Annotated in this window: 29 protein-coding genes and 1 pseudogene; 13 read left to right on the forward strand and 17 right to left on the reverse strand. The window is 46.9% G+C overall.

The window, feature by feature from the left end:
* Positions 1-246: 246 nt before the first annotated feature.
* Complete coding sequence (locus NIES2104_RS22390) at positions 247-1,353, forward strand: hypothetical protein (protein WP_225895274.1); 1,107 nt, start codon at positions 247-249, stop codon at positions 1,351-1,353.
* Positions 1,354-1,435: 82 nt separating this feature from the next.
* Positions 1,436-2,080, forward strand: a complete 645-nt coding sequence (msrA, locus tag NIES2104_RS22395) for a peptide-methionine (S)-S-oxide reductase MsrA (protein ID WP_059000472.1) — start codon at positions 1,436-1,438, stop codon at positions 2,078-2,080.
* Here msrA and NIES2104_RS22400 read toward each other — a convergent pair.
* Both NIES2104_RS22400 and NIES2104_RS22405 read right to left on the reverse strand, forming a co-directional pair.
* Positions 2,065-3,711: an MBL fold metallo-hydrolase gene (locus NIES2104_RS22400; protein WP_059000473.1), complete on the reverse strand. Its 1,647-nt coding sequence runs from the start codon at positions 3,709-3,711 to the stop codon at positions 2,065-2,067. The two genes, msrA and NIES2104_RS22400, sit on opposite strands and share 16 nt — an antisense overlap.
* A gap of 390 nt (positions 3,712-4,101) precedes the next feature.
* Entirely contained in the window at positions 4,102-4,587 is a 486-nt protein-coding gene (locus tag NIES2104_RS22405; RefSeq protein WP_192843617.1) for a GerMN domain-containing protein, read from the reverse strand.
* A 300-nt stretch (positions 4,588-4,887) separates the two neighbouring features.
* On the opposite strand from NIES2104_RS22405, the gene mgtE reads away from it, so the two are divergent.
* Positions 4,888-6,240 carry a magnesium transporter gene (gene mgtE / locus NIES2104_RS22410; RefSeq protein WP_059000475.1) on the forward strand — a complete coding sequence of 451 codons (1,353 nt, stop codon included), beginning with the start codon at positions 4,888-4,890 and terminating at the stop codon, positions 6,238-6,240.
* 88 nt (positions 6,241-6,328) lie between these two features.
* Here the strand turns inward: mgtE and NIES2104_RS22415 are convergent, their stop codons facing one another.
* Positions 6,329-6,940: a Uma2 family endonuclease gene (locus NIES2104_RS22415; RefSeq protein ID WP_059000476.1), complete on the reverse strand. Its 612-nt coding sequence runs from the start codon at positions 6,938-6,940 to the stop codon at positions 6,329-6,331.
* A 105-nt stretch (positions 6,941-7,045) separates the two neighbouring features.
* Between NIES2104_RS22415 and NIES2104_RS22420 the strand changes: the two genes are divergently transcribed.
* On the forward strand, positions 7,046-8,227 hold the full coding sequence (locus NIES2104_RS22420; RefSeq protein WP_059000477.1) for a DNA double-strand break repair nuclease NurA: 1,182 nt from the start codon (positions 7,046-7,048) through the stop codon (positions 8,225-8,227).
* Positions 8,228-8,247: 20 nt separating this feature from the next.
* Here NIES2104_RS22420 and NIES2104_RS22425 read toward each other — a convergent pair whose 3' ends face one another.
* Positions 8,248-8,619, reverse strand: a complete 372-nt coding sequence (locus NIES2104_RS22425; RefSeq protein ID WP_059000478.1) for a type II toxin-antitoxin system RelE/ParE family toxin — start codon at positions 8,617-8,619, stop codon at positions 8,248-8,250.
* Between the two features lie 13 nt (positions 8,620-8,632).
* Positions 8,633-9,064, reverse strand: coding sequence for a tetratricopeptide repeat protein (locus tag NIES2104_RS32460; protein WP_059000479.1), 432 nt, complete (start codon positions 9,062-9,064; stop codon positions 8,633-8,635).
* Positions 9,065-9,285: 221 nt separating this feature from the next.
* On the opposite strand from NIES2104_RS32460, the gene NIES2104_RS22435 reads away from it, so the two are divergent.
* On the forward strand, positions 9,286-9,744 hold the full coding sequence (locus NIES2104_RS22435) for a DUF29 domain-containing protein (protein ID WP_059000480.1): 459 nt from the start codon (positions 9,286-9,288) through the stop codon (positions 9,742-9,744).
* Here NIES2104_RS22435 and NIES2104_RS22440 read toward each other — a convergent pair.
* The 3 genes from NIES2104_RS22440 to xseA are packed head-to-tail and all read right to left on the reverse strand — an operon-like array spanning position 9,727 to position 11,651.
* Positions 9,727-10,119, reverse strand: coding sequence for an ACT domain-containing protein (locus tag NIES2104_RS22440; RefSeq protein WP_059000481.1), 393 nt, complete (start codon positions 10,117-10,119; stop codon positions 9,727-9,729). The genes NIES2104_RS22435 and NIES2104_RS22440 overlap by 18 nt on opposite strands.
* Entirely contained in the window at positions 10,119-10,376 is a 258-nt protein-coding gene (xseB, locus tag NIES2104_RS22445; RefSeq protein WP_059000482.1) for an exodeoxyribonuclease VII small subunit, read from the reverse strand. Before xseB ends, NIES2104_RS22440 begins: the two co-directional genes overlap by 1 nt.
* 24 nt (positions 10,377-10,400) lie before the next feature.
* The gene (gene xseA / locus NIES2104_RS22450; protein ID WP_059000483.1) at positions 10,401-11,651 is read right to left on the reverse strand and encodes an exodeoxyribonuclease VII large subunit; all 1,251 of its coding nucleotides are present in this window, start codon (positions 11,649-11,651) and stop codon (positions 10,401-10,403) included.
* A 162-nt stretch (positions 11,652-11,813) separates the two neighbouring features.
* Here xseA and recA point away from each other — a divergent pair, with 162 nt between their 5' ends.
* The 6 genes from recA to NIES2104_RS31940 all read left to right on the forward strand — a co-directional run bounded on the left by recA (position 11,814) and on the right by NIES2104_RS31940 (position 15,983).
* Complete coding sequence (recA, locus tag NIES2104_RS22455) at positions 11,814-12,893, forward strand: recombinase RecA (RefSeq protein WP_059000484.1); 1,080 nt, start codon at positions 11,814-11,816, stop codon at positions 12,891-12,893.
* Positions 12,894-13,028: 135 nt separating this feature from the next.
* Positions 13,029-14,042 (forward strand): restriction endonuclease, encoded by a 1,014-nt coding sequence (locus tag NIES2104_RS22460; RefSeq protein WP_059000485.1) that lies wholly within the window; start codon positions 13,029-13,031, stop codon positions 14,040-14,042.
* Between the two features lie 47 nt (positions 14,043-14,089).
* Entirely contained in the window at positions 14,090-14,251 is a 162-nt protein-coding gene (locus NIES2104_RS31935) for a hypothetical protein (protein WP_156427021.1), read from the forward strand.
* A gap of 27 nt (positions 14,252-14,278) precedes the next feature.
* Entirely contained in the window at positions 14,279-15,058 is a 780-nt protein-coding gene (locus NIES2104_RS22465; protein WP_059000486.1) for a phytanoyl-CoA dioxygenase family protein, read from the forward strand.
* A gap of 82 nt (positions 15,059-15,140) precedes the next feature.
* Entirely contained in the window at positions 15,141-15,704 is a 564-nt protein-coding gene (locus NIES2104_RS22470) for a Uma2 family endonuclease (protein ID WP_059000487.1), read from the forward strand.
* 141 nt (positions 15,705-15,845) lie between these two features.
* Positions 15,846-15,983, forward strand: a complete 138-nt coding sequence (locus NIES2104_RS31940; protein ID WP_156427022.1) for a hypothetical protein — start codon at positions 15,846-15,848, stop codon at positions 15,981-15,983.
* Here the strand turns inward: NIES2104_RS31940 and murG are convergent.
* The 7 genes and pseudogenes from murG to groES form a co-directional block, all read right to left on the reverse strand.
* Positions 15,980-17,062, reverse strand: coding sequence for an undecaprenyldiphospho-muramoylpentapeptide beta-N-acetylglucosaminyltransferase (murG, locus tag NIES2104_RS22475; RefSeq protein WP_082690062.1), 1,083 nt, complete (start codon positions 17,060-17,062; stop codon positions 15,980-15,982). The two genes, NIES2104_RS31940 and murG, sit on opposite strands and share 4 nt — an antisense overlap.
* Before the next feature lie 59 nt (positions 17,063-17,121).
* A pseudogene (locus tag NIES2104_RS33085) lies at positions 17,122-17,463 on the reverse strand (XisI protein).
* A 119-nt stretch (positions 17,464-17,582) separates the two neighbouring features.
* Positions 17,583-17,708: a hypothetical protein gene (locus NIES2104_RS33570; protein ID WP_263971014.1), complete on the reverse strand. Its 126-nt coding sequence runs from the start codon at positions 17,706-17,708 to the stop codon at positions 17,583-17,585.
* Positions 17,698-18,360, reverse strand: coding sequence for a DUF3226 domain-containing protein (locus NIES2104_RS22480; protein ID WP_059000488.1), 663 nt, complete (start codon positions 18,358-18,360; stop codon positions 17,698-17,700). Before NIES2104_RS22480 ends, NIES2104_RS33570 begins: the two co-directional genes overlap by 11 nt.
* A 2-nt stretch (positions 18,361-18,362) precedes the next feature.
* Complete coding sequence (locus NIES2104_RS22485) at positions 18,363-19,529, reverse strand: ATP/GTP-binding protein (protein WP_059000489.1); 1,167 nt, start codon at positions 19,527-19,529, stop codon at positions 18,363-18,365.
* Positions 19,530-19,647: 118 nt separating this feature from the next.
* Positions 19,648-21,288: a chaperonin GroEL gene (groL, locus tag NIES2104_RS22490; RefSeq protein WP_059000490.1), complete on the reverse strand. Its 1,641-nt coding sequence runs from the start codon at positions 21,286-21,288 to the stop codon at positions 19,648-19,650.
* A 40-nt stretch (positions 21,289-21,328) separates the two neighbouring features.
* Complete coding sequence (groES, locus tag NIES2104_RS22495) at positions 21,329-21,640, reverse strand: co-chaperone GroES (RefSeq protein ID WP_059000491.1); 312 nt, start codon at positions 21,638-21,640, stop codon at positions 21,329-21,331.
* A 267-nt stretch (positions 21,641-21,907) separates the two neighbouring features.
* Here groES and NIES2104_RS22500 point away from each other — a divergent pair, with 267 nt between their 5' ends.
* Both NIES2104_RS22500 and NIES2104_RS32465 read left to right on the forward strand, forming a co-directional pair.
* Entirely contained in the window at positions 21,908-22,414 is a 507-nt protein-coding gene (locus tag NIES2104_RS22500) for a GNAT family N-acetyltransferase (protein ID WP_059000492.1), read from the forward strand.
* Positions 22,407-22,562, forward strand: a complete 156-nt coding sequence (locus tag NIES2104_RS32465) for a hypothetical protein (protein WP_192843618.1) — start codon at positions 22,407-22,409, stop codon at positions 22,560-22,562. The genes NIES2104_RS22500 and NIES2104_RS32465 overlap by 8 nt, the downstream gene beginning before the upstream one ends.
* A gap of 3 nt (positions 22,563-22,565) precedes the next feature.
* On the opposite strand, the gene NIES2104_RS22505 is transcribed toward NIES2104_RS32465, so the two are convergent.
* Together NIES2104_RS22505 and secY are read right to left on the reverse strand one after the other, a co-directional pair.
* Positions 22,566-23,117: an adenylate kinase gene (locus tag NIES2104_RS22505; protein WP_059000493.1), complete on the reverse strand. Its 552-nt coding sequence runs from the start codon at positions 23,115-23,117 to the stop codon at positions 22,566-22,568.
* Positions 23,117-24,421 (reverse strand): preprotein translocase subunit SecY, encoded by a 1,305-nt coding sequence (gene secY / locus NIES2104_RS22510; protein WP_059000494.1) that lies wholly within the window; start codon positions 24,419-24,421, stop codon positions 23,117-23,119. The genes NIES2104_RS22505 and secY overlap by 1 nt, the downstream gene beginning before the upstream one ends.
* Between the last annotated feature and the right edge of the window lie 64 nt (positions 24,422-24,485).

Genomic DNA, 24,485 nt, shown 5'->3' on the forward strand with positions numbered 1-24,485 from the left:
CGGACGGATAGGCAAAGAGGCGAAAAGTTTCGAGTTTGCGGGTGGATCGATCGCATAAAATAAGGAGCGCGGAGCGCCTGGATCATTGACGCGAGAGTTACAGAAACCGCGATCGAATTCGGACGCAGGCGTTACAGGACTCCGTAAACTTACTACTACTGGTGGCGTGAGATTGGGTTATCCCGACACTAGACCCCTAGATATAGCGTTCACCCTCTAGACAAAACTCCGGGGGTAGTGCACTATATGTGGGGTCTAGAATCTCCACAAGCGATGAAACTACTAGAAGCAGCTTTTCCAGTCGATAGCCAACTCTTGATGGTGTTGCCCAGAGCCGGGGCATCGGTGCGAAATCCAGATGTGCGATTGCCGATTTTGCGATCGGATGTGGACGGCTACTATTTGGAAATGCGAGTCGAAGCGGATGTCCAAGACGAAAGCGAATTTGCGGTGATTCGTCGTGTGCCACTAGAGAATTTGACCGAAGAAGAATTAGTCGAATTAAAAACCGAATACGCCAAACTGGACTGGACAGCCTGTGTGCAGAAAGGGGTGAGTAATGGATTAGAAAGAGTTCAAGATCGCCGCATTCAAAGAATGTTTATGGCGTTGATGACATTTCTGAATCCGCGTCAGATTTCGATCGTGCTTTATCTCTACAAATTGGCAGCCCAACAGCAGAACGGCGGAACGGTGACGTTTCGATCGAATGACTTACTTGAAAGCTTGGGATATACGCGGACAAAGGATGGCGGGTTTGCGTCGAAACTGCGATCGCAACTCAATCGTGATCTTGTCGCACTTCATCGCACCGAATTAGTGTTAGCACAATCGTTTAAAAAGATGAATCAAAATCGCAGTGCAAAAGTTGCGATTAAGAGCATTCTAAGAATCAAAGATTATGAAGTTGACAATGCTCCTAGAGATTTTGATATTACAAAAGCCGCAGATTACACATATGAGTTGGCTGATTCTTACACAATCTCTTTAGAATTCTTTGACGGTTCTAGAAATGGTGATTGCGTTCTTTTTTCCAATCAATTTGACATTACTCAGCGACTGGGAAGCAATGCAAAATGCGATTACAAAACCAAGCTTTTGATCTATTTAGCCAGTCGGATGAAGTGGGACAGCTTGACCGATGGACAATTTATTTCCGTCTCAAAACAGTATTTGTTCAAGAATCTCGACTTGTTCGGCAGCAATTCCTCTCGAAATAATCAGATTTTCTGGCGCACCGTAGACGAACTGAAAGAAGATGGCTACCTGCTCGGCGCACAAGAACTTTCAGGAAAGAGCCGAATTTCGACAATTCAATTTCAAATTGATTCTACGAAATTGAAGTGTAAGTAGGCTCCCGCCCCGGTTTTCCCTACCAAGCAAAATCAGTGTTCACGCTAAAATTTAGAGGAATGAACATTGAGAGTAAAAGCAAATGGTGTTATTTGGATTTGGCAAAAAGCTCAACCTGCCCTCACCCGATGAAGCGCTAAAAGGTCGATCGACGAAAATGCCCGTCCCCGATAAGCATTTCGTCAATGGTCATCCGTTGCAGCCTCCTTTCCCCGCTGGTATTGAAGTTGCTGTGTTTGGTCTGGGTTGCTTCTGGGGTGCAGAGCGCAAATTCTGGCAGCAAGAAGGCGTTTACTCAACTGCTGTAGGGTACGCCGCTGGAATCACTCCAAATCCGACTTACCAAGAAGTCTGTACAGGTCAGACCGGACACAATGAAGTGGTCTTAGTCGCTTACGATCCCAAAGTGATTAGCTATGAAAAACTGCTGAAAGTGTTCTGGGAAAGTCACGATCCGACTCAAGGAATGCGCCAAGGAAACGATGTTGGAACTCAATATCGATCGGGTATTTATGTCTACAACGATGAACAGCGCCAAGCCGCAGAAACATCCTTGAAAGTGTACCAGGAAGAACTCGCAAAAGCAGGCTACAAACCAATTACGACCGAGATCTTAGACGCGCCTGAGTTCTACTACGCAGAAAACTATCACCAGCAGTATCTTGCTAAAAATCCAAATGGCTACTGTGGTTTAGGCGGCACGAAAGTCTGCTATCCGGGAGCTTGATCCACATCTTCACGAGTTGGCTCCATTGCAGTTTGAGCCGCCTCGAAGACTGGACAATATCCATCCGGGGTCACTTTGAAGTTAAACAAGGGTGATCCCGGATTCCAACATCGCTGCCCTCGGTAATGCCGACAGCGGAAACAGCAATCTTTTTCACTACTATCCATCCAAGCAGGCGATCGCTCATTGTTCTGCGTCATTAGTTCCCGCTGAGTCAGTCCCCGCAACACGAGATCCTGACCTTGCCAGCGAGCTTCGATTAGTCCCGTATCAGAGAGCGATCGCCATCTCGGATCATGCGTAATTGCATCCGGAAGCGTAATCGTGACGACCGTTCCAAGCTCTGTTAATTCCCCTTCGTAAGTCGTTTCTGGGGGTGCAGGTTGTAGGAAGGTTTCCCCGATCGGTAACTCAACTAAACTCCCGGACGCGGGAGAATGCAGATGATAGCGATTGTGCAGTTCATCTAATCCGGTTAAATCTACGAGGTAGTTCGGATCGCCATGAACAAAGATGACGTGTTGGGGTCGCAAGTTGTGAATAAACTGTGTCGTACTTGCTCCATCACAATGCTGCGCTAACACATACGTTTCAATGTCATACTCTGGCGAAATCTCGATCAAGCCTTCTTCCAAATGGTGCGGTAGCAGAATTAACCAGCGTTCCGGCGAATCTTCGCAGAATTCTTGCCAGTCAATCGAGAAATCCGTCAGCACAATACAAGGCGATCCACCGACGAGCGATCGCTGTTCTGGATGCAATCTTCTAACTCTAGGACGGATGCGATCGTCCCAAAATAACGATTGATGTTTGGCAAAATTTTGAACCGAAGTCGGTAAATGCGGTAAAAGTTCCAAATACGCATCACACCCAGAAGCAACCGTTCCATCGACCCAAATATCTAAGTCACGTCCGGTAAATAGGTGATGACTCCGGAGCAGCATTAATAGCTCTTGTCCGAGTCCAACCATTGGCAACGGGAGAAGAATCGATTGTCGATCGCTTAATGCCCGACTAATTCTTTCTGCAATCTGATTTTCCTGCTGTCGTCGATGTGGAAATCTTGCTGTTCCGTAAGTTCCTTCGACAATCACCACATCTGGACGCAATCCCCGCAATTCTTCGAGTCGCAAGCCCTCGACCAATCGCGAATTCGATAAAAAGAAATCCCCAGTGTAGAGAATGGAATGCGATCGACCTTCTGGCGGCGTGTAAGTTAATAAAATCGCAGCCGCTCCTGGAAGATGCCCCGCTGGAAACAATTCCGCCGTCAATCCATCTTGAAACTCGACAGGCGATCGCCAAGGAAGCGCATGAACAAACTGAGGAACGCGCCCCGGTTCATCCAACCAATTGAGCGGTAAAAGCTGTGTCGTCACCTCACTCGCGTAAATCGGCATCTGAGGAAAAGCGCGATGCAAATTTAGCAAACCCTGAGCGTGATCCGAATGGGCATGACTGCACAACACAACATCTGCGGGCGCGGAGACTTCCAAACTATCACCCGAAAGTGCAGTCAAATCCGACAGCCCACAATCTAGCAAAATTCGGTAAGGACCCATCCGAACGAGAAGACAAACTCCCTCGTCTCCATGCCCTGCACCGTAAGGGAAACACTCCAATTGCGTCACGAATCCATCCTAGAGAAACTCAGAATTCAGCCCGACAGAATTCGGAATTCGAGGATGGAGTTGGTCTACCTCGACTTCCGCGTTCGAGGGTCTATTTTAATGTGCGGAGCCGTTGCCATGATAGTTATCGGTATCATAAAAACCATTGCGTGTTCCAAAGAACAGACAAGCGACGGTAAAAACGCCAGAAAGCACAAGCAGAACGAGTTTTACATCCATAATCGCTGACTACCTTTTTGATCTAGTGTACAAGGGTAAGAATGAGAACTGATGCTAAGAATCTTGAACAATCCTAAAGTCAGTTCGCTACTAGCTTAGAAAATCACAGATTGATCTTAGATTCTCCCAAAGATAGAAGTCTTGTCGATCGTACGAAAGTTCGCGATCGTCTCATTGAGGCTTAATCAACTGCCCTCGATCGGTAAACCTGACCGATTTAATTCTTAGTGCCGGATTTTGCGTCAACGTCCGCCGCACACTTCCAAATAGTGCCAACTGTTCACAATTCGCAAGTGAAGTGAGCGATCGACGCGCCTTCGGAATTGGACGAAAATCGATCGTTGCGACTCCAGACTTAACTCTCACGCGATAGCCCGCCACATCTAGACTTTCGCTATTCGCTTTTAAGAGCGTTTTCGCGATCGCTTGCGTCACGGGTTGATTTGCCGGAACCCTTTCTTTCGTCGTGACAAATTCATTGCACTGATTATCAAGCTGGAAAATATTGATCGCGATCGTCTTTCCGGTGGGCTGCGGAGACGGTTTTGGGGTGGATGCGACTGGAGAAGGCGAAACTTCGATTCGGATCGGTTCGGGAGACCGACAACCGCTGAGTATAAAAAATACCAAATTGAAAATGAGAAACCCTCGAATCATTTGTGTTGAAACTTTTCCTGTTTTTGGATGCGTCATTGGAAAGAGGAACTATACCAACTAGGGTAGACCATCGATCGAGTCCACTTGCGCCAAAAGACGGTATTTTCCGCTCCGTGTTCTTGGAGACATTGTGAAAAACCAGCTTCAGGGTTAGCATGGAATCAGCGATGCCCAGTAGGGGTATTGATGTTGCGTTCTTACACATTCATGGACGAAGTCCATTTATTCAACACAGCAAACCTTTCCTAGCGTGGATGCCTTGGGTCTTCCAGCGCGAGGAAGATCAAGGAGGGAAGTTAAATGCTGACTCAAGACAGTCGAGCAACGCTCGCGGGTATTTCGGACTTAAACCGCTTGAAGCTGGAACTTAATGAACTGCCTGCGATCGATGTAGGCGATTACATTACTGATCTCGAACCCGAACAGCGGGCAATCACATTTCGTTTATTGAATAAAACTCAGGCGACGGATGTTTTCGAGTATTTGCCACCAGAGGTCAGAGAATCACTGATCGGCTCTCTGCAAAATATTCAAGTTCGGCATATCGTCGAATCGATGCGCCCAGACGATCGAGCCGAATTATTCGATGAGTTGCCTGCGGGAATCGTCAAACGTCTCGTTCAACAACTCAGCCCTGAAGAACGGCAAGCAACCGCAACAATTTTAGGGTACGCCGAAGGAACCGCAGGTCGGGTTATGACCACGGAATATGTTCGACTGCGGGAAGGTTTGACGGTTGGCGAAGCTCTGAACAAGATTCGATTGGCTGACCGAGACAAGGAAACGATCTACTACGCTTATGTGACCGACAATAACCGCAAGCTGAAGCAGGTTGTATCTTTGCGGCAGTTGGTATTCTCGATTCCAGATACGAAGATCGAGAATATTGGCAGCGATCGCGTGATTCGAGCGCGTACCGACATGCAGCAAGAAGAAGTGGCGCAATTGATGAAGCGCTATGACTTGATCGCGGTTCCGGTCGTCGATCGAGAAGATCGGTTAGTCGGAATTATCACCGTCGATGATGTCGTCGATATTCTCGAACAAGAAGCGACCGAAGACATTCAAAAACTCGCGGGTGGCGGTGGAGATGAATCGTCGCTGTCAAGCCCGATCGAGAAACTGAGAAATCGAGTGCCTTGGTTGCTTGGAATCATGGGACTCTACATCGGAGCATCGAGCGCGATTTCTCCGTTTCAATCGACGATCGCAGCAGTTCCCGTATTAGCGGTGATCATGCCCTTGTTCTCGAATACGGGCGGAACCGTTGGGATTCAAGCATTGACCGTGACAATTCGATCGCTCGGTGTCGGAGAAGTCACCTCAAAAGACACGATGAAGATTTTGAAAAGGGAACTTCTTGCCGGACTAGGAACCGCACTAGCATTAGGAATCACGATGTTTGTCCTCTCGCTGATTTGGACAAAGCCAGAAGAACGATGGGTTGGGGTTGTTGCTGCGATCGTCATGGCAACTAATAGCTTAGTAGCAGTCACACTCGGAACCTTACTTCCAATGGGATTAAAGCGATTAAAGCTTGATCCGGCATTAGTCAGTGGTCCACTCGTGACAACGCTGCTCGATTCGATCGGCTTTATTACATTCTTGACGCTGATCACGTTTAGCTTGAATGTGTTGAAATTGGCAACTTAGGGATGTTGACTAACTTGTGGGGTAGGTGTCCTCACCTGCCCGAACTGGCAAGATGCCAGTCCCACAAAAGTTGCAGTCTACTTCATTCTCATGCCTGCCCTGCTGCAAAGATTTGCTGTGCTGTGAGTTGTAGCGATGGAAAAGTCGGAGAAATTAAGCGCTCATCTCCACGAAATAACCGTTTCTGATATTTCTCTGCTACAAGTTCGCAAATTGTTAATGTGGGCTGCTTAGGGTAGCCAATGTAATCTCGTCCGCCAAGACCCAGATAATCCACAATCCAGAGTTCAGGAATTCCCAACGCTGCGTAGTCTTCAACTTTACGGGCGTAGTCATTCTCCCAATTCTGGCTTACGACTTCGATCGCCAGTTTGATCGAAGTTCCCAACGTAATGATTGATTCTTGTCGCCAGAGGGGTTCTCTTCCTAGTGCGTTTTGGTCGAGCACATCAACATCAGGACGGAAAGCCGTGGCAGTTCCAAGCAGACGGACTAAACAGCGTTGAAGAATGAAGAACGGTAAATCAGCTTGATCGATCGCAACATTCAACTTCCGCGATACGAAAGCAGCAACTTGTTCATGCAGTCCAGTGGGTTCCAAATCAACTAATTCTCCATCGATGAGTTCATATCGATCGTGGTTGCCGTATTGCTCGATAAATTGCTGAAATGTAAGCGATTTTGTCTCAGTCTGAAACATAGGTTGTCTTATCCTGAACTAAATTCATCCTACTGCTGATTCTATGAAGATCCTATCATCATTAAAAAAGCGATATGCTGCTAGTGCAATTGATCTGATTTCAAAATGCTGGATCTCACGAAGCTTGCTCAACAGATGCAGGGAATTAGTCAACAGTTAACGCTAGAGGCAACTGCGACTCGGCAAAGACTCGATCGAGCAAATTTGCTTATGGCACAAGCGAACGATCGACAATCTGAACTCGTTGAGCAGCACGAACTGTGGCGTGATCGATTAAGTTTCACGGCTGCAATCCCGATCGAACCCTTAGACACTCGCATCGAAATTGATCCCGCTCCTGCTGCTCATACAGTGATTGCAACTGATGGATCGCAAATTGCACCCAGCCATCATGAGATTGCTTATTGCTATTTAATCAATGTCGGTCGGATCATTCTGCACTATGGACAGAGTAAGCTACCGCTGTTAGATAGCTTGCCTGAAGTGTTCTACCGTCCTGAAGATCTCTATGTTTCTCGGCAGTGGGGGATTCGCACTGAAGAATGGATGGGCTATCAGCGAACCGCATTAGAAGCGCAAATTCTGGCAGAACTGGGACAAGCCTTGAGCGATGAAATGAATGTGCCAACGATTTCGCTAGTTGATGGTTCTCTAATCTATTGGTTTTTGGAACAGATGCCCGCGGAGGCACGCGATCGCATTCTCACACCGATTCTAGCTGCTTGGGATCAGTTAAAAGCGATCGGGGTTCCGCTAGTCGGCTACATCAGCGCATCGAGAAGCGGCGAAGCGATGAACTTTTTACGGCTTCAAAGCTGTGCTTATCTGGCTCCCGATTGTGCGACGAATTGTAGTGAAGTCGTCGATCGAGCACCTTGCCAAGTCCTAGACCCGCTAAAAGATGCTGCAATTTGGGGAATGTTGCTCCAACCGGGTGAGCGGAGTCCTTTGTGGAAAAGTTCGGCTCGGATTCAAGAGTTTTACGGCGATCATGCAGTTCATTTTTGCTATGTGAATGTTGGAAGTGAAATTGCACGGGTGGAAGTTCCCGCATGGGTGGCGAAAGATTCTGTGATGTTGAATTCGGCATTGAGTTTAGTACTCGCTCAAGTGCAGAAAGGCTATGGATATCCGGTGGCGTTGGCTGAAGCGCACAATCAGGCGGTTGTTAGAGGAGGCGATCGCGCTCGATTTTTTGCCTTGCTCGAACAACAGATGATCAAAGCAGGTCTACGCAATGTGGGCACTTCTTACAAAGAAGCGCGGAAGCGAGGGAGCATTGCCTGACTACAGATTAAGATTGCGCCTTAAGTTGCGCGTTCTTGCTGCTCAAATTCAGCAATGATTTCGTCGATCGCATCCGCTGAAATATTCTCTTGGTCGGATTTTGCATACACCGTAACCAGGATGATTGTCGTCGCGACTTGCACATAGTAAATAATTCGATAGCCACCACTTTTACCTTTCTGGTTATCGCTGTTCTGAATTCTGACTTTGAAGATGTCGTAATTCGCTCCGGCAACTTTATCACCAGGTCGATCTCCGTTTTGAAGTTGGAAAAGTAGCGTCTGTAAATCTTGCTTAATGCTTTGATATCGCTTGGCTAATTTCTTGAGTTTGCGATCGAACTTGGCTGTGGTTTTAATTTGAATTTCGGCAGAGTTAGCTATTTCAAGCATCGGGGCTAACAGCCTATTGAGCAGCGTTGTGAAATTTGTGAGCAATTTGAATCGCTTCTGTGAGAACAGCTTCTGCCTCAGAGAACCTGCCTTGCTCTTTGTACAGACTGCCCAAGGCGTTAAGGCTAATCATGAGTTGAGTCAGATTATCGTCGTGTTGGGCAGTTTGAATGGCTCCCGCAGAAACAGCAGTGATGGAATGAGATTCGCTGTCATCCAGTTCGCTGAGTAGTTCAGAAACAGGGCGAGTATTTCCTGAAACAACATCTGCCCACCCTTGCCGAAAGCTTTCTACGGCTGATTCTCTCAGTTCTTCATCTTCTGAGTCATCAACCAGAACAATCACTTTGATTACAGAGTCTTGAGGAATCTGCTCAAGCGGAAGATTTGGCAGAGCTATCTTCCCGTTTTGATCAATTTTGGCTGGAAGCTCAAACGCCTTCATTGGAACCTACTCTTTGATTTTCCATTATTTTAATTGGCTCAGTCAGATTTTGTATCAATTGAGGCGGGTTGTCGGATTATTGTGACGATCGCGCTCGATTTTGCGCTTTACTTGAACAACAGATGATCAAAGCAAGTCTACGGAATGTGGGAACCTCTTACAAAGAAGCTTGGAAGCGGGGTAGTATTGCGTAGAATGAGGAAAAACGCTGAGAGGTTCACATGAATACAGAACTTAAAGTCAGCCAGTCAAATCTGTACCAAACAGATTATCAATTGTGGATTCAGGACACCGTTGAGAAGCTAAAACATCAAGATTATAGTCAAGTTGACTGGGAGAATCTGCTTGACGAGATCGAAGATATGGGAAAAAGCGAACGGAGAAGTTTAGCCAGCAATTTAACGATCGTCTTATTGCACCTTTTGAAGTGGCAATATCAATGCGATCGTAGATCAGAAAGTTGGAGATTGAGCATTGTCGAACATCAGATCCGAATCGAAGAAGCGCTAGAAGATTCTCCGAGTCTTAAGAGATATTTAGAAGAGATTCTTGAGAAGCAATACCGTAAAGCAATTCGGCTTGCAAGTGCAGAAACTGGATTGCCGTCTGAAACATTTCCTAGCAAATGTCCTTATGTGATCGACAAAGTTTTAAAAGCCGATCTATCCGAATTCTCGTAGTAGCTCAATCGCTTTCTCTGCTTGCACACTTGGAACAAAAAGATGATCGTGATAGTAAGCCGAAATCGCATTGACGCTAATTTCGTGTTCAGCAAGTTTTTGAGTAATTGCTGCTAAGAATCCAACCGCTTCTAAACTAGAGTGAACCGATAATGTAATGAGGCGAAAAACTGAATTGTAGGAGATGTTTGCTTGATTGGCTTGTTGTCGATCGAGAATTAATGTCAGTCCTTCCTCTTCACGAAATGCACAAATCGGATCAAGTTTTAGCCAATCCGTATTCTGAGAATCAAGACTACAAAAAACATATTCACCATCCCGAAGAATGGGATTCATTGACTTTAGTAATTCAGATAAATCTGTTTCTCCTGACATTAAAATTCCGCTTCATCGGTTAGCGTTTCAATTAATAAATCTACCTGTTTTTGCCGTTCTGCTAAAAACGATTCACATTGGCGTAAATAGTTAACTGCCGCAGAAAACTCTTCAAACACATCTGCTAATTCCAATTCACCCGATTCAATCCGCGTCAAAATGCGCTCGACTTTCGCTACTGTCTCTTCGTAGTTCCAAGAAGATTCAGCAGCAAGACGAGGCAATTTTTCAGGTTTCGCATTTGAGGATTGATTCATTAGAAAAGTCGATCGCTAATTCATTTATATCGTCTTATCTTCAGACTCGACTGATACGCTGGTCACAGTAACACCAATTTGCCCTTTTCCAAGCTGAATCGTTAAATTTTCGCCCGCGTGAACGTCTTCGGTCGATCGCACAATTCTCGATTCTGATCGCACGACCGCATATCCCCGTTTTAAAACTGCCGCCGGATCAAGTGTGGTCAATTTTTCCTGAAGCATTTCACAGTGCTGCTCAGCCGTTTGAAACCGTCTCTGCGTCGATTGAATCAATCGTTGACGCAACCATGAAACGACCTGAGCTTCTTGTTTCAAAGACCGATCGAGCTTCAATCGAGAAATACGATCGCGCAATCCACTCAATCGATCGTGTTCCACACTCAAATATTGCAGCACTGCCAAATTCAAAGATTGAAGTCGATCGTGATGCAACTCATACAAATCCGACAAACAAGGAACCGCCTGTTCTGCCGCCGCTGTGGGAGTATGCGCCATCACATCCGCTGCCAAATCGGAAAGCGACTCGTCTCTTTGGTGTCCGATGCCTGCAATGACTGGAATCGAGCAGTTTGCGATCGCCCTTACAACATCTTCATCATTAAAACAGACCATATCTTCGATCGCACCGCCTCCTCGTGATAGAATTAGTACATCTGCTCTTCCATCCCGCTCGACTCGTTTGATCGCGCTTACCATCGAGGCGGGTGCTTGATCTCCTTGCACTAATGCAGGCGAAAACAGCACTCGTAAACCGGGATACCGTCGCTTGAGCGTTCTTTGAATGTCTCCCCAGGCGGCGGCTTGCGGTGAAGTCACCACTGCCACGGTTTGCGGATGAGTCGGAATCGGGCGCTTGCGTTCCGGGTCAAACAGTCCCTCGGCTTCGAGACGGTCTTTGAGTTGACGCGATCGTAAAGCGCGTAAGCCTTCCCCCGCTGGAAGTGCTTGCCAGACAATCAACTGATAGCTGCCTCGATGCGGCTGCACATGCACACGACCGAGCAAAATCAACTGTTCACCCGGAGCGGGTAACGTCGTTAACTTATGCAACTGACTATTCCAGACCACACATTGAATCGTCGCTTTGGCATCCGGATCTTGCAGCGTGAAAAACAACCCGCTGCGATACCGCGTCGCACTCGACACTTCTCCGGTGAGCCAGACTTGGCGCAGTTGATCATCCTGCTCGACCAGCGACTGAATGTAAGCCGTAAGACCCGCCACCGTCAGGGCGGTATCCGGTACCAACAAATTCGGCAGTTTCGAGGTCATACTCGTTACCCTAGAAGAAGAAATACGAATTGTGCTGAGAGCGGTATCCTCTCTATGCTACAAAGTTTGGCAATTAGGTGATAGTTCGATCGCATTTCGGCTACAATTGCCCATCCCGTTCCGTCCCCACTCTCTTTTTTCACATCACTTTCTGAGGCGCTAATGGCAGCTAAAACAACAACTGAAACGAACGATAAGCAAAAAGCCCTAAGTCTCGTTCTCACCCAGATCGAGCGCAACTTCGGGAAAGGCAGCATCATGCGCCTGGGCGATGCCACCCGAATGAAAGTCGAAACGATTCCGACGGGAGCCTTGACGCTAGATTTGGCGCTGGGTGGCGGTTTGCCGAAAGGTCGGGTGATCGAGATCTACGGTCCTGAAAGTTCAGGTAAAACGACGTTGGCGCTTCATGCGGTCGCAGAAGTGCAAAAGGCGGGCGGCATCGCGGCATATGTAGATGCTGAACATGCACTTGATCCAAGCTACTCAGCGGCGTTGGGTGTAGACATTGCCAACCTGCTGATTTCCCAACCGGACACGGGAGAGTCGGCGCTAGAAATCGTGGATCAATTAGTGCGATCGACTGCCGTTGATGTCGTGGTCGTAGACTCTGTAGCGGCTCTCGTTCCCCGCGCTGAAATCGAAGGGGAAATGGGTGACTCTCACATGGGTCTGCAAGCACGACTCATGAGCCAAGCGCTACGGAAGATCACAGGCAACATCGGTAAATCGGGCTGTACGGTTATCTTCATCAACCAATTGCGTCAGAAGATTGGTGTCACCTACGGTAGCCCGGAAACGACCACAGGCGGTCAAGCGCTGAAGTACTACGCTTCGGTGCGGCTCGATATTCGCCGGATTCAGACCTTGAAGAAAGGAACCGAAGAGTTTGGAACTCGTGCAAAGGTGAAGGTAGCGAAGAACAAAGTCGCGCCTCCCTTTAGAATTGCAGAGTTTGACATCATCTTTGGTAAGGGAATCTCGACTTTGGGCTGTCTGGTTGACCTAGCTGAAGAAACGAGCGTGATTGTTCGCAAGGGTGCTTGGTACAGCTACAAGGGTGAGAATATCAGCCAAGGTCGCGATAATGCGATCAAGTACATGGAAGAGCGTCCAGAACTTGCGAAGGAACTTGAGATCCAGGTGCGCGAGAAGTTGGAAATGGGCGCTCAGGTGTCTGCGAATTCGGTCGGTCAGGTCGATGAGCATGACAGCGAAGAGGAACTCTTGGACGAAGAGTAGGAAGATTAGCGATCGTTTGTTTTGGGCGATCGTCTAACTTTTTCAATCTTTTAGGTGGGCACAACGCCCGCCTTTTTTATTCGTTTGCGTTGCCTTGGTGTGGCATATTATACGAGTTGCCATACACGTCTAAGTATGAGTGAGATTTGGTTTGTTCGTGCTGGTCGAGAAAGCGTCTACGCAGAAGAATTTATTCAGAAGAAAATTGTTGCGATCGGATCGCCAGATTTAGGTAAAGTTGATGAATCGGTGACGAAAGCTGATCTGATACTGCTGTACGAGCAAGCATATTCTACACAGTCAGTAGGTACTGTTCAGGCAAACGTAAGTCAGATTCTGCGTTTCATGCGAGAAGTGAAAGTGGGTGACGCAGTCATGACGCACGATCGCAACAAGCAGATGTACTATATTGGTGTCATCACATCTGAGTATCAGTGGAAACCTGAAATCATTGCAGAACTACCGCGCATACGAGAAGTCGAATGGAAATATCAAATTCCGCGTACGTCGTTGAGTAGCGATACGAAGAACTCACTGGGCGCAATACAAACGCTCTTTCTGATTAAAGGAAAGCCAACTACAGAGATACAGTCAAAACAACAAGCAATTCAACAAGCGCCTTTTGCTTCTCCGGTCCTGTCCCAAACTCAAGATCAGAATGATCTTGAACGCGAGATTCGTGCAGAACTTTTGGAAAAGTCCGAACAAGCGATCGAGGATAGAATTGTCCGCCTACAGTGGGAGCAAGTCCAAGAGCTTAGTGCTGGCATTTTGCGGGCAATGGGCTATCGCACAACAGTTTCACCACGCGGCTCAGATCGAGGTGTGGATGTGTTTGCCTCGCCTGATGGTCTGGGTCTAGAAGAGCCACGAATTTTTGTAGAAGTAAAACATCGCCCAAATACCAGCATGACTTCGCAAGATATTCGTTCCTTTATCGGAGGTCGTAGCGCAGGCGATCGCTGTCTTTATGTGAGTACAGGAGGATATACGAAAGATGCACGGTATGAGGCAGATCGATCCAGTATTCCAATTACATTGCTTGGAATTGTAGAGCTACGGAGACTGTTTGTTGATTACTATGAAAAGCTCGACGAGGAAGTCAAAAGCTTGATCCCACTCAAGCGGATTCACGTTTTAGCTGATTGATAGAATGATTGCCAAAACGGATTCGTACAATCAGAGGCAGACCAGACATGGATCTCGACGAATTGCCAGGAGCAGAGTTTGTTTTACCTGGACTAGAGGCGCTTCACAGGGGCGAAACCACGATCGAATCTTTACTAATTGAAATCGCAGCAACGCGCTTAACTCAAGCAGGAATCGCGATTCCAATGGAGCACCTTACAATGCCATAATCCAAGAAGTAATTAGGACATTGGCTTATGCAAGATGCAGCATCTTTAGCAGCAGAAATTGTTCAAGGAAAGGGATATGTTGTGCTGCCAGAGCTATTTACAGGTAGAGAAATCTCTGAAGCGAGGTCACACCTTCTTAAACTTGCGGCAGACGAGCCAGCAGGACGCTTTTTGAAAACAGGTGAGCGATCGCGCTTATACAGATTGTTGAGCGAAGCAGAGATTTTTGCACAAATGGTACAGCATCCACAAGCGATCGAAGTGGTCGAAGCCATTTTGGGAAGCGATATGACTTTAGGCGGCTTTTCTGCTCATATTCTCTATCCAGGTGCAACAAATATGGGAGCACACGTAGATTATCCCTATTTCACAATGACTCCTCCTTATCCAGCGACACCTGTTCTGGAAGTTCAAGCCATCTGGATGATGGAAGACTTTACAGAAATTAACGGTGCGCCTTTATTTGCCGCCAACACTCAAAAGCTTTGCCAATTCCCAGATTCAAATCAGTTTGCACAATCCGCGCAAAAAGTTACTGGAAAAGCGGGGTCGGTTGTGCTGTCTCACGGTCTCTGTTGGCACGACACATCGACCAATCATTCCAGCGAACCGCGTGTTTCAGTCCTCGGAAATTATAATCCTAAGTTTATTCGACCTTTGGAAAATCCAGCGCAGCAGCTATCACCAACATTTCTAGAACAAGTCAGCCCAAAACTGAAACAGCTACTCGGCTATGAGTTTCAATCTGCTATTTTCAAGGATGTACAGCGATTACAAGCAACGCACCAGAACAAAGCAAATCAATAAGCCGAATCAGTTCGGCGCTGCATTCAGCTTGCCAACAAGCGCGATCGCATACAATACAACTATTCTCTAGTCCCCTGTCCCTATGTCTCAAGCCACCAATCGAGTCTATTGGACAACTGAAGATCTGAAGCTTTTGCCTGAAAGCAGCAATCGCTACGAAATTATTGATGGACATTTGCTCATGACTCGTGCGCCGCATTGGAAGCATCAAAAAGCGATCGTTAAAGCTTCCAGAATTCTCGATACCTGGTCAGAAACCAGCCAATTAGGGGAAACAGTGGCGACTCCAGGTGTAATCTTCGATGATGCCGATAATGTGATTCCTGATGTGATTTGGATTAGCAATGAGCGCTTAGCAGTCGGAGTTGATGAAGAAGGACATTTTACGATCGCGCCAGAATTGATCATCGAAGTGCTCTCACCCGGAACGCAGAATGAACGAAGAGACCGAGAAACAAAACTAAAGCTGTACGCAGAACGTGGAGTGCAAGAGTATTGGATTCTCGATTGGCGCACCCAACAGTTAGAAGTTTATCGCCGTCAGGATGCGCTTCTAACACTGGTTGCAACTTTGTTCGCTCAAGACATGCTATCTTCGCCACTTTTAATAGGATTCAATTGCTCAGTCGCCGAGTTTTTTCGCTAAATCTCTCTTCAGCCGTATGAATTTCTAAGAATCTTGTAGAATAGTAGTATTAGGCACAGAAAAAGATTCGGACATGCTCTAAGGCATGGTGACAGGTTTGAAGGTGCCTCCTGCAATCACTTCAATTGAGGAGGAACTCTCATGAAATTATTGAATCGTCAAAAGCTGGAAAAGAACCGCGCATTGGTTGATCCCGAAGCAATGCACAAAGAACCTGAAGGGCATGTTCACCCGAACTATCGCCATTGGGTGTATTTGAGACGATCAAGCGATCGCTAAACTGCTTCTCTGACTAGCTGGGCAGTACGTTCAGCACTATCAATGATCGCGATCGACTTTGCTTGATTTGACATCATTGCAAGTCGATCGCGATTTTCTAATAGTTCCAGAACGACTTTCTGAAGCTGTTCAACACTCAATTCTGACTGTCGATACATTTCTGCTGCACCTGCATTCACCATCACTTTTGCATTAAACGCTTGATGATCTTCTGCGGCAAATGGGAATGGAATTAGAATTGCTGGTGTTCCAGTCACAGTTAATTCTGTAACTGTTCCGGCTCCAGAGCGACTGATTGCTAAGTTCGATCGCATAAACAATGCTGCCATGTCCTGATAAAACGGCAGAGCTAAATACTGTGGATGCTGCAAGCTTTTTGCCTCTGGATCATTCTCTCCCGTTAAATGCACCACCCAAGCTCCTTTCTCAAACCAAGCAGGCGCAGCTTGTCTAACCAATTGATTCATCGCTACTGCACCTTGACTACCACCGACCACAACAACCAGCGGCACACCTTCAGGAATTGGTAAATCTAAGGGTTCTGAGAGAGCAGATCTAAACTGCGATCGTACTGGCGTTCCAACAACTACAGTCTTCGCCTTTGGAATCGATTTTGCAGCCATTTCAAAGCCGATCGCAACTAAGGTACACCAAGGCGCAAAGAAGCGTGTGACTTTCCCCGGTAACGCATTCGACTCGTGCAGAATGACAGGTAACCCAAGCGATCGAGCCGCAATGATCGCAGGTGCAGAGATATACCCGCCTGTTGTAAACACACCCTCAAATCGACCTTTCTGCAAAATTTGTCGAACATTCCAGATCGATCGGATCAATCGAGATAGAACTTTGAATGTTCCGAATCCAAGTTTTTGTTGAAAGCCTGCAACTGAAATGTAGTGAATCGGATAGCGATCGCCAATTAACTGAGACTCTAAGCGATCGGGAACACCGAGCCATTCAATCTCAAAATCTGAAAGTTGTTCGGCAACCGCGATCGCAGGAAACACATGACCACCTGTACCACTGGCAGCGATCAAGAGACGGCGCTTTTTATTGATCGAACTTAAGGACGATTGCACGATTAAAACTCAGCGATTCACGAAGGGCATTCTACCGCAATCTGAAGGGCAGAGTTTTGTTATGCGATCGCAAAATCTGTATACTGCCGCAAATGAGGAGGATGAAAGGCAAGCACAAGATCGCTCTCAGAGACACCAACGTATAGATAATCAGTGACCACGCCTGATTCTGTCCAGTCTTCCTCAATCCAAATTTTGTCGTTATAAATTCGGACATGGATAATTGTGTTCTTAATTCTCTTATCTAAATTTCAGCCCATGTCCAGCAAAAGGTAATTGCTGCTAGTGTCATCAAAAACAGTAAAAGTTTCCACATTTGTAGAATCAGATTTAGATGCTAGGCGGCAATACTCCGTTAGGATTTTTTTTGTTAAATCTCTGTAGTAAGTCAGCTTATCCATCGTTCAATCACCTCTGTATTTGCATTAAATATCAGTAGGAATTTGATGAGAATTATAGTTTAAACGCGAAGCGCGATCGCTCTTTCAAACGATCGCGCTTCATTGTTCAGGGACTCAGGTTAGTAATCGAAGTCACCCATACCACCGCCAGCACCTGCGCCAGCCGCAGCACCGTCTTTCGGTTCAGGCTTGTCTACAAAACAATACATTCGATCGTTAGCAGCATTACTACGCTCAAATATCATACAAATCCTTGAACCAGGCTACGAATCGTTGCGCTGTCGGATGCTCTGGCTTCAGAATTTTTTCCTGAATTGCCTGATGAAGTTGTCTTCCAGGTGGAGCTTGCCAAGCAAGCCAAGTATAGAGATTCGCTTTGTCTGTATGCGTCTGTTTGAATCGAGCAGATTTAGTCTTTGCAATGCCAGTTGCTTCTTGAGCATATTGCCAAAGTTCTTGCTGCTCAGTCTCGATTAGATGAGCAAGAAAAGTTTCTAGCATCCCTTGTAGACGATTATCGGGCATCATCCAAATCCCAAATCTGATTGGATCACCAATTGAGTTTTGCGCCTGATGTACTAATCCAGTTTCTGGGAGTTCTTCGGGAATATCAGGAATACTTCTGCAAACAGCGTTTCGGACACTTTGCCACCGAGAAACAGGCTGATCATCAGCATCAATGACAATTCCGAGAGCCTGTAAGTTGGACGTATCGATCTGTGCCTGAATAACAACCGGATCAGTTAGCTGCTGATATCCGTCTAGCGCCTCAATATAAACAATCGGATTGTGCTGCTCGACCCATTGAATTCCACTCTTTTCGATTAGTTCGGGAATGACTCGCTTATCCTCATTTCCTTCGACTATAAGCTTCCTTGGTACAAGTCTCTTAGCCACGCTCAACGAACCTCAATTTCCTGATCAGCCGCAATCATCATTTTGCGTCCGCTAAAGATAACTGAGCGATCGCGTTCTCGTTCAATTCGATGAATCGTAATTTCATTCTCAGATTCTTCGAGTCGCCCTGCTTCAGCTAGACTTTCCCAGCAATCTCGACTATGAGTAGTCGCAAAAACCTGTATATCTAGCCTTTGTGCAATCTGTAAGATCATCTTCCACATATCAACCATCACGGTGAAGTGCAGCCCAGTGTCAATTTCATCAACGAGTAGAACCCCACCTTTTGCTCCAACTGCTGATATTGCAAGTCCTAGCATTCTCCAGATACCATCGCCCATGCTGCCAATTGGAACTCGCTCGTTTATGCCTGTCAGCTTCACAATAAATCCAGTACGTGAACCAAAAATTGTGCTTTTTTTGGAGCTTATGGGCGCAATTCTTTCGATTCTGGATTCGATCGTGTGAAGGGCTTGATTCACTACTTGTTCTTCGGGTGTTAGAACCACAAAATCTTCAAACATCTCGATCATACTCTGCGCTGACAACGAAAATGGTGTAATAAATTGAGTATTAATTGGCGCAGGAATATTGATTGGAATATCATACGGCTTTCGTTGAGGAGACCGTACTCGGTTTGTAGAAAGACCAAAATTCGCAGAAAGCGGCGAGTAGAACAGATTAAGTTCAGTGTCAAGTCTAGAAAGATTTTCACTTTGAACCTCTTCAGTATCTGGTTCAAGCTTCCACTGCACTAATAGACTGAAGCCTGAGGCATTTGGTTCTTCTAGTTGAGAGTCGAAATCGCCGTATGTCCCATCAAGCGACACTGTTAACGTTTCACAGTCCTCAGTATGCGAACCAGAAATTGAGATATGACTTGCTGATTGAACTGTATGACCGTAAAAGAGATGCTGAATATCAAGATTTTGACTTTCCGTTAATTGTCTATTCAAGCTGTGGTTCTCGCTTGAGGAATATTCGCCTCGATTTGTCATTATTCCAATCAAAGGCTCAAGGTTTGCTCGTGAGCAAAGAAGTTGAATCGCTTCCAAAATAGAAGTCTTTCCGCTATTGTTTCTACCGACCAGCAAATTTACTCTATCAAGCTGCTGAAGCTCAAAAGCTTTGAATCCTCGAAAATTTTCTATTTTTAGCGCTTTGAACATAATCAAGCGGACAGGAAGAGAACTATTGATATCAGGATAAGCGATCGCACAATTTTCCGCTAAAAAAGCGCGATCGCCCTCTCAAGAACGATCGCGCCTTCTGTTTTATAGACTCAGATTAGTAATCGAAGTCACCCATACCACCACCAGCACCCGCGCCAGCCGCAGCACCGTCTTTCGGTTCAGGCTTGTCAACCACAATACACTCAGTTGTCAGCACCATTGCCGCGATCGAGGCTGCATTCTGAAGTGCAGAACGAGTCACTTTCGCAGGGTCAACGATACCAGCTTCGAGCATATCAACGAATTCACCCGTAGCTGCGTTGTAACCAACGTTGAATTCTTTCTCTTTGACGCGCTCAGCAATCACTGCACCGTTTTGACCAGCGTTTTCAGCAATGCGCTTCAGAGGAGCAGTCAACGCACGAGCGACGATTTGTGCTCCGATCAGTTCTTCACCTTTGAGGTTGCTAGAAGCCCAAGATTCGAGTTCGGGAGCCAAGTGAGCCAAGGTTGTACCGCCACCAGGAACAATTCCTTCTTCGACTGCTGCTTTAGTTGCGTTGATCGCATCTTCTAAACGGAGCTTACGATCTTTCATTTCAGTTTCAGTAGCCGCACCGACTTTGATCACTGCAACACCACCCGCCAATTTAGCTAAGCGCTCTTGCAGCTTCTCCTTGTCGTAGGAAGAATCAGTCTCGTCCATTTGACGACGGATTTGCTCAACGCGAGCTTTCACTTGCGCTTCATTACCTTCAGCAACGATCGTGGTGTTGTCCTTGGTGATGGTCACACGGCGAGCTTTACCCAATTGATCAAGCTTAGTGGTATCGAGCTTCAGACCTGCATCTTCGGTGATCAGTTGTCCACCCGTCAGAACTGCAATATCTTCGAGCATTGCTTTTCGACGATCGCCAAATCCAGGAGCTTTGACCGCAGCAACATTCAGAACGCCACGCAGACGGTTTACAACCAAGGTCGCGAGTGCTTCTTTTTCAATGTCTTCTGCAATGATGATCAAAGGACGACCTGCACGAGCGACTTGCTCAAGAACTGGAACGAGGTCTTGAACTAAGTTGATCTTCTTGTCGGTGATGAGGATGAAGGGTTCTTCGAGAACGGCTTCCATGCGCTCGGTGTCGGTTGCGAAGTAAGGCGAGATGTAACCTTTATCGAAGCGCATCCCTTCGGTGACTTCGAGTTCGGTGGTCATCGATTTGCCTTCTTCAAGCGAGATCACGCCTTCTTTGCCGACTTTATCCATTGCCGAAGCGATCATTTGACCGACTTCCTCATCGTTTCCAGCCGAGATGGTTCCGACTTGCGCGATCGCTTTGGAATCCTCAACCTGACGAGCATGAGCCGCAATCTTGTCAACCAAGAAAGTCGTTGCTTTGTCCATACCGCGCTTCAGAAGGATCGCGTTTGCTCCAGCAGCAACGTTCCGCATTCCTTCTTTAACGATCGCATGAGCCAAAACAGTTGCAGTCGTGGTTCCGTCTCCAGCCGCATCATTCGTCTTGGAAGCAGCTTGACGAATCAAAGAAACGCCTGTGTTTTCAACGTGATCTTCGAGTTCGATTTCTTTTGCGATCGTGACCCCATCGTTTACGATTTGCGGTGCGCCGAATTTCTTCTCTAGCACCACGTTCCGTCCTTTAGGTCCCAAAGTGACCGCAACGGCTTCTGCCAGAATGTCCATGCCTCGTTCAAGAGCACGACGAGCATTTTCGTTGTAAATGATGCGCTTAGCCATAGTGTGTTGAAAGCTTTGTGAGGTTTACAGATTGAGAGAACTATGAAACGACGGCAAGAATGTCTTTTTCAGACAGCAATACATAATCGTCGCCACCGAGTTTGATATCGGTTCCGGCGTACTTCGAGTACAGCACTTTGTTACCGATTTGAACTTCCATCGGTTGGCGATCGCCTTTCTCGTTGAGCTTGCCAGAACCGACCGCGACAATTTCACCGACTTGGGGCTTTTCCTTTGCGTTATCGGGCAGAAAAATGCCGCCTGCGGTTCTTTCTTCCGCTTCGCTCACTTTCACGAATACGCGATCGCCCAACGGTTTAACGGTGGACACGCTAAGAGAGATGGCTGCCATTTACAAATCCTCCAACAATCTAGATGAGCAAGAAACGATCAAATACTGACGGTTGAATAATCCAACCGGGTCGCCTCTGCTGGTAATTTTTTCAACGTTTACCAGTCTACAGGCTTTTGGAGTTTTGAGTTAGCACTCTCGCTCCCTGAGTGCTAATTTAGCGAAGCCAGCGATCGAATGCAACTTTAGAAAGAGTACGGCTTACCGAACGGAGGATTTGCGGATGAGGGAGTGCGTTATCTTGAGCGAAATTACTGTGTTCGTTTTATGCAGATTCGAGCAGAAAAGCCAGAAGATATCGAAGCGGTTCGTCAGGTAAATATTGCAGGATTTGGTCGATCGAGTGAAGCAGATTTAGTCGATCGATTGCGAAGTGTTCGTCCTACGCTTTCTTTCATAGCGGTTTCATCTGGACAAATTGTTGGACATTTGTTCTTTAGTCCAGTTGCGATCAACGGTCAATCTAACAATTCTCTGATGCTTGGACTTGCACCTTTAGCAGTCCTACCTGAGTTTCAGAGACAAGGAATTGGAACAGCGCTGGTTGAATATGGATTGAAAGAATGCGATCGATTCGGGTGTAAAGCTGTCGTTGTATTAGGCGATCCAAACTATTATTCGCGCTTTGGGTTCATTTCAGCTAAAAACAAAGGGCTGAAATGTGAATACACAGTGCCCGATGAGGCGTTTATGGTTTTGGAGTTGGAAAGCGGTGCATTGGATGGCTGTTCTGGGACGGTGAAATATCGATCGGAGTTCAACGAGCTTGAGTAAGAGTCTCTTCGCTGCGATTCTGACTCGCCCCGAATTCCATTCCGAGGCAGGTGAACAACGGAGCGCGAAAAACCATCAAATTCACGCTAAAAAACTGACCAAACTCAAAGCTCGATCGAGCCTCAAATCTGGTCAGTTCCAAGTTTGAAAATTAAGCGCAAACTTGATTTAATGCGGCTGCGACTTCTTCCATCGATTGATCACCATCGATCGTGACCATCTTCTCACGCGATTCGTAGTAGTGAATCAATGGAGCCGTTTGCTCTCGGTAGACTTCGAGACGGCGGCGAATCGTTTCTTCGTTGTCGTCTTTGCGTCCACGGCTCAGCATTCGGGTGACAAGCACGTCATCGGGCACATCGAAATTGATCACACGATCGCATCCTTGATTCAGTTCATCCAGCAGCACATCAAGGAATTCTGCTTGTGCCACATTGCGCGGAAAACCATCGAGAATCCAGCCGGATGCAGCATCGGATTTCCCTAAACGTTCGCGAATCAAATCAATCACCAGTTGATCGGGTACCAGTTCACCGCGATCCATGTATCCTTGAGCCTTCACACCGAGCGGCGTTTGAGCAGCCACCGCCTCCCGAAGAATGTCTCCGGTGGAGATATGCGGAATCTGGTGGGAGTCAGCCAAAAATTTCGATTGAGTCCCTTTCCCGGCTCCGGGAGGTCCGACAAAAATCAGTCGCGCCACTATTCTTTCACCATTCCTTCGTATCGTTGAGAGATCACATATGTTTGGATCTGTTTTGCCGTGTCGATCGCCACACCTACAAGAATCAACAAGGATGTTGCTCCGAAGCCTTGAAAGACTTTCACCGGAGTTGCATTCTCGATAATCGAAGGCACGATCGCAACGATAGCTAAGAAGATAGCACCTAAGAAGGTCAAACGATTCAAAACGCGCTCAACATACTCGGTGGTCGCTTTTCCAGGTCGAATGCCCGGAATGCTCGATCCCATTTTCTTCAAGTTCTTCGACATGTCATCAGGCTGCATGATCAGCGACGCATAGAAGAAGCTAAAGAACAGAATTAGCACAAAGTAAAGAAGATTGTGCCAAATCGAAGTTGGACCGAGATAGGTACTAATGAAGTTCGCCACGTTTGCATTATTAAACGTTTGAGCGATGATCACGGGAATCGTTAAGACCGTAGATGCGAAAATGATCGGCATCACACCGCCTTGATTGAGGCGTAGAGGCAGATAGCTGCTTCTTTCGAGCATCATTCGTTTGCCGACTTGCCGACGAGCGGAAATAATCGGAATTCGGCGGGTTCCTTCTTGAACGAACACGATGCCAACAACCATTGCCAAGAAGACGAGCAAGAGAATCACAACACTACTCACCACTGCTCGATCGCCTGTTTGCGCTAGGTCAAAAGCTTGTCCCAACGTATTCGGCAGCGTCGCCACAATGTTGAGGAAAATCAACAGTGATGCACCATTTCCGACACCGCGTTCTGTGATCAGTTCTCCTGCCCACATGACGAACATCGATCCAGCAGTGAGGGCGAGAACGGTTTGCACCACAAAGAACGGACTCCAAGACTCAGCAAACGGACGCAGTAAGCCGATCGTTAAAAGTGTACTTTGGACGATCGCCCAACCTGCCGCCGTATAGCGCGTGTATTGTGAAATCTTGCGTCTTCCCGCTTCACCTTCATTCTTCTGCAAATCTTCGAGCGTGGGTATCGCCGCTGTCAACAGTTGAATAATGATCGAAGCGTTAATAAACGGCAGAATGCCAAGGGCAAATAGACCCAACGTTCTCAAACCGCCGCCAGCGAATAAGTCTACGAAACTTAATGCGCTATTGCCTTGAATGGCTTGGGAAAAAGCGGCTCGATCGATGCCCGGTATCGGGATAAAAATTCCCAATCGGACGAAGATCAAAATCCCGATCGTTAAAAGTAATCGTCCCCGCAGTCCAGCCGCCTGTGCCATTTGGACAAAGGTTTCCTGAGCGGTAGGCGTTCTATCTCGACTTTCGACCATATTAAGGAATTCCTCGTGAGCGCAATGCGGACTTGCGATCGATTCACAAATCCGATTGAAATAA

This window comes from Leptolyngbya sp. NIES-2104 (assembly GCF_001485215.1).
Lineage (GTDB): Bacteria > Cyanobacteriota > Cyanobacteriia > Leptolyngbyales > Leptolyngbyaceae > Leptolyngbya.

Bases quoted from the DNA above. Each gene is read 5' to 3' on its own strand.
- NIES2104_RS22440 (WP_059000481.1), bottom strand. From the start codon at position 10,119: ATGTCAGGAGAAACAGATTTATCTGAATTACTAAAGTCAATGAATCCC.
- mgtE (WP_059000475.1), top strand. From the start codon at position 4,888: ATGCTGACTCAAGACAGTCGAGCAACGCTCGCGGGTATTTCGGACTTA.
- NIES2104_RS22390 (WP_225895274.1), top strand. From the start codon at position 247: ATGTGGGGTCTAGAATCTCCACAAGCGATGAAACTACTAGAAGCAGCT.
- secY (WP_059000494.1), bottom strand. From the start codon at position 24,421: ATGGTCGAAAGTCGAGATAGAACGCCTACCGCTCAGGAAACCTTTGTC.
- NIES2104_RS22460 (WP_059000485.1), top strand. From the start codon at position 13,029: ATGAGTGAGATTTGGTTTGTTCGTGCTGGTCGAGAAAGCGTCTACGCA.
- NIES2104_RS22500 (WP_059000492.1), top strand. From the start codon at position 21,908: ATGCAGATTCGAGCAGAAAAGCCAGAAGATATCGAAGCGGTTCGTCAG.
- groL (WP_059000490.1), bottom strand. From the start codon at position 21,288: ATGGCTAAGCGCATCATTTACAACGAAAATGCTCGTCGTGCTCTTGAA.
- recA (WP_059000484.1), top strand. From the start codon at position 11,814: ATGGCAGCTAAAACAACAACTGAAACGAACGATAAGCAAAAAGCCCTA.
- NIES2104_RS31935 (WP_156427021.1), top strand. From the start codon at position 14,090: ATGGATCTCGACGAATTGCCAGGAGCAGAGTTTGTTTTACCTGGACTA.
- NIES2104_RS22465 (WP_059000486.1), top strand. From the start codon at position 14,279: ATGCAAGATGCAGCATCTTTAGCAGCAGAAATTGTTCAAGGAAAGGGA.
- NIES2104_RS22435 (WP_059000480.1), top strand. From the start codon at position 9,286: ATGAATACAGAACTTAAAGTCAGCCAGTCAAATCTGTACCAAACAGAT.
- msrA (WP_059000472.1), top strand. From the start codon at position 1,436: ATGGTGTTATTTGGATTTGGCAAAAAGCTCAACCTGCCCTCACCCGAT.
- NIES2104_RS22415 (WP_059000476.1), bottom strand. From the start codon at position 6,940: ATGTTTCAGACTGAGACAAAATCGCTTACATTTCAGCAATTTATCGAG.
- NIES2104_RS22485 (WP_059000489.1), bottom strand. From the start codon at position 19,529: ATGTTCAAAGCGCTAAAAATAGAAAATTTTCGAGGATTCAAAGCTTTT.
- NIES2104_RS22425 (WP_059000478.1), bottom strand. From the start codon at position 8,619: ATGCTTGAAATAGCTAACTCTGCCGAAATTCAAATTAAAACCACAGCC.
- NIES2104_RS32460 (WP_059000479.1), bottom strand. From the start codon at position 9,064: ATGAAGGCGTTTGAGCTTCCAGCCAAAATTGATCAAAACGGGAAGATA.
- NIES2104_RS31940 (WP_156427022.1), top strand. From the start codon at position 15,846: ATGAAATTATTGAATCGTCAAAAGCTGGAAAAGAACCGCGCATTGGTT.
- xseA (WP_059000483.1), bottom strand. From the start codon at position 11,651: ATGACCTCGAAACTGCCGAATTTGTTGGTACCGGATACCGCCCTGACG.
- NIES2104_RS33570 (WP_263971014.1), bottom strand. From the start codon at position 17,708: ATGATATTTGAGCGTAGTAATGCTGCTAACGATCGAATGTATTGTTTT.
- groES (WP_059000491.1), bottom strand. From the start codon at position 21,640: ATGGCAGCCATCTCTCTTAGCGTGTCCACCGTTAAACCGTTGGGCGAT.
- NIES2104_RS22470 (WP_059000487.1), top strand. From the start codon at position 15,141: ATGTCTCAAGCCACCAATCGAGTCTATTGGACAACTGAAGATCTGAAG.
- NIES2104_RS22405 (WP_192843617.1), bottom strand. From the start codon at position 4,587: ATGATTCGAGGGTTTCTCATTTTCAATTTGGTATTTTTTATACTCAGC.
- NIES2104_RS22420 (WP_059000477.1), top strand. From the start codon at position 7,046: ATGCTGGATCTCACGAAGCTTGCTCAACAGATGCAGGGAATTAGTCAA.
- xseB (WP_059000482.1), bottom strand. From the start codon at position 10,376: ATGAATCAATCCTCAAATGCGAAACCTGAAAAATTGCCTCGTCTTGCT.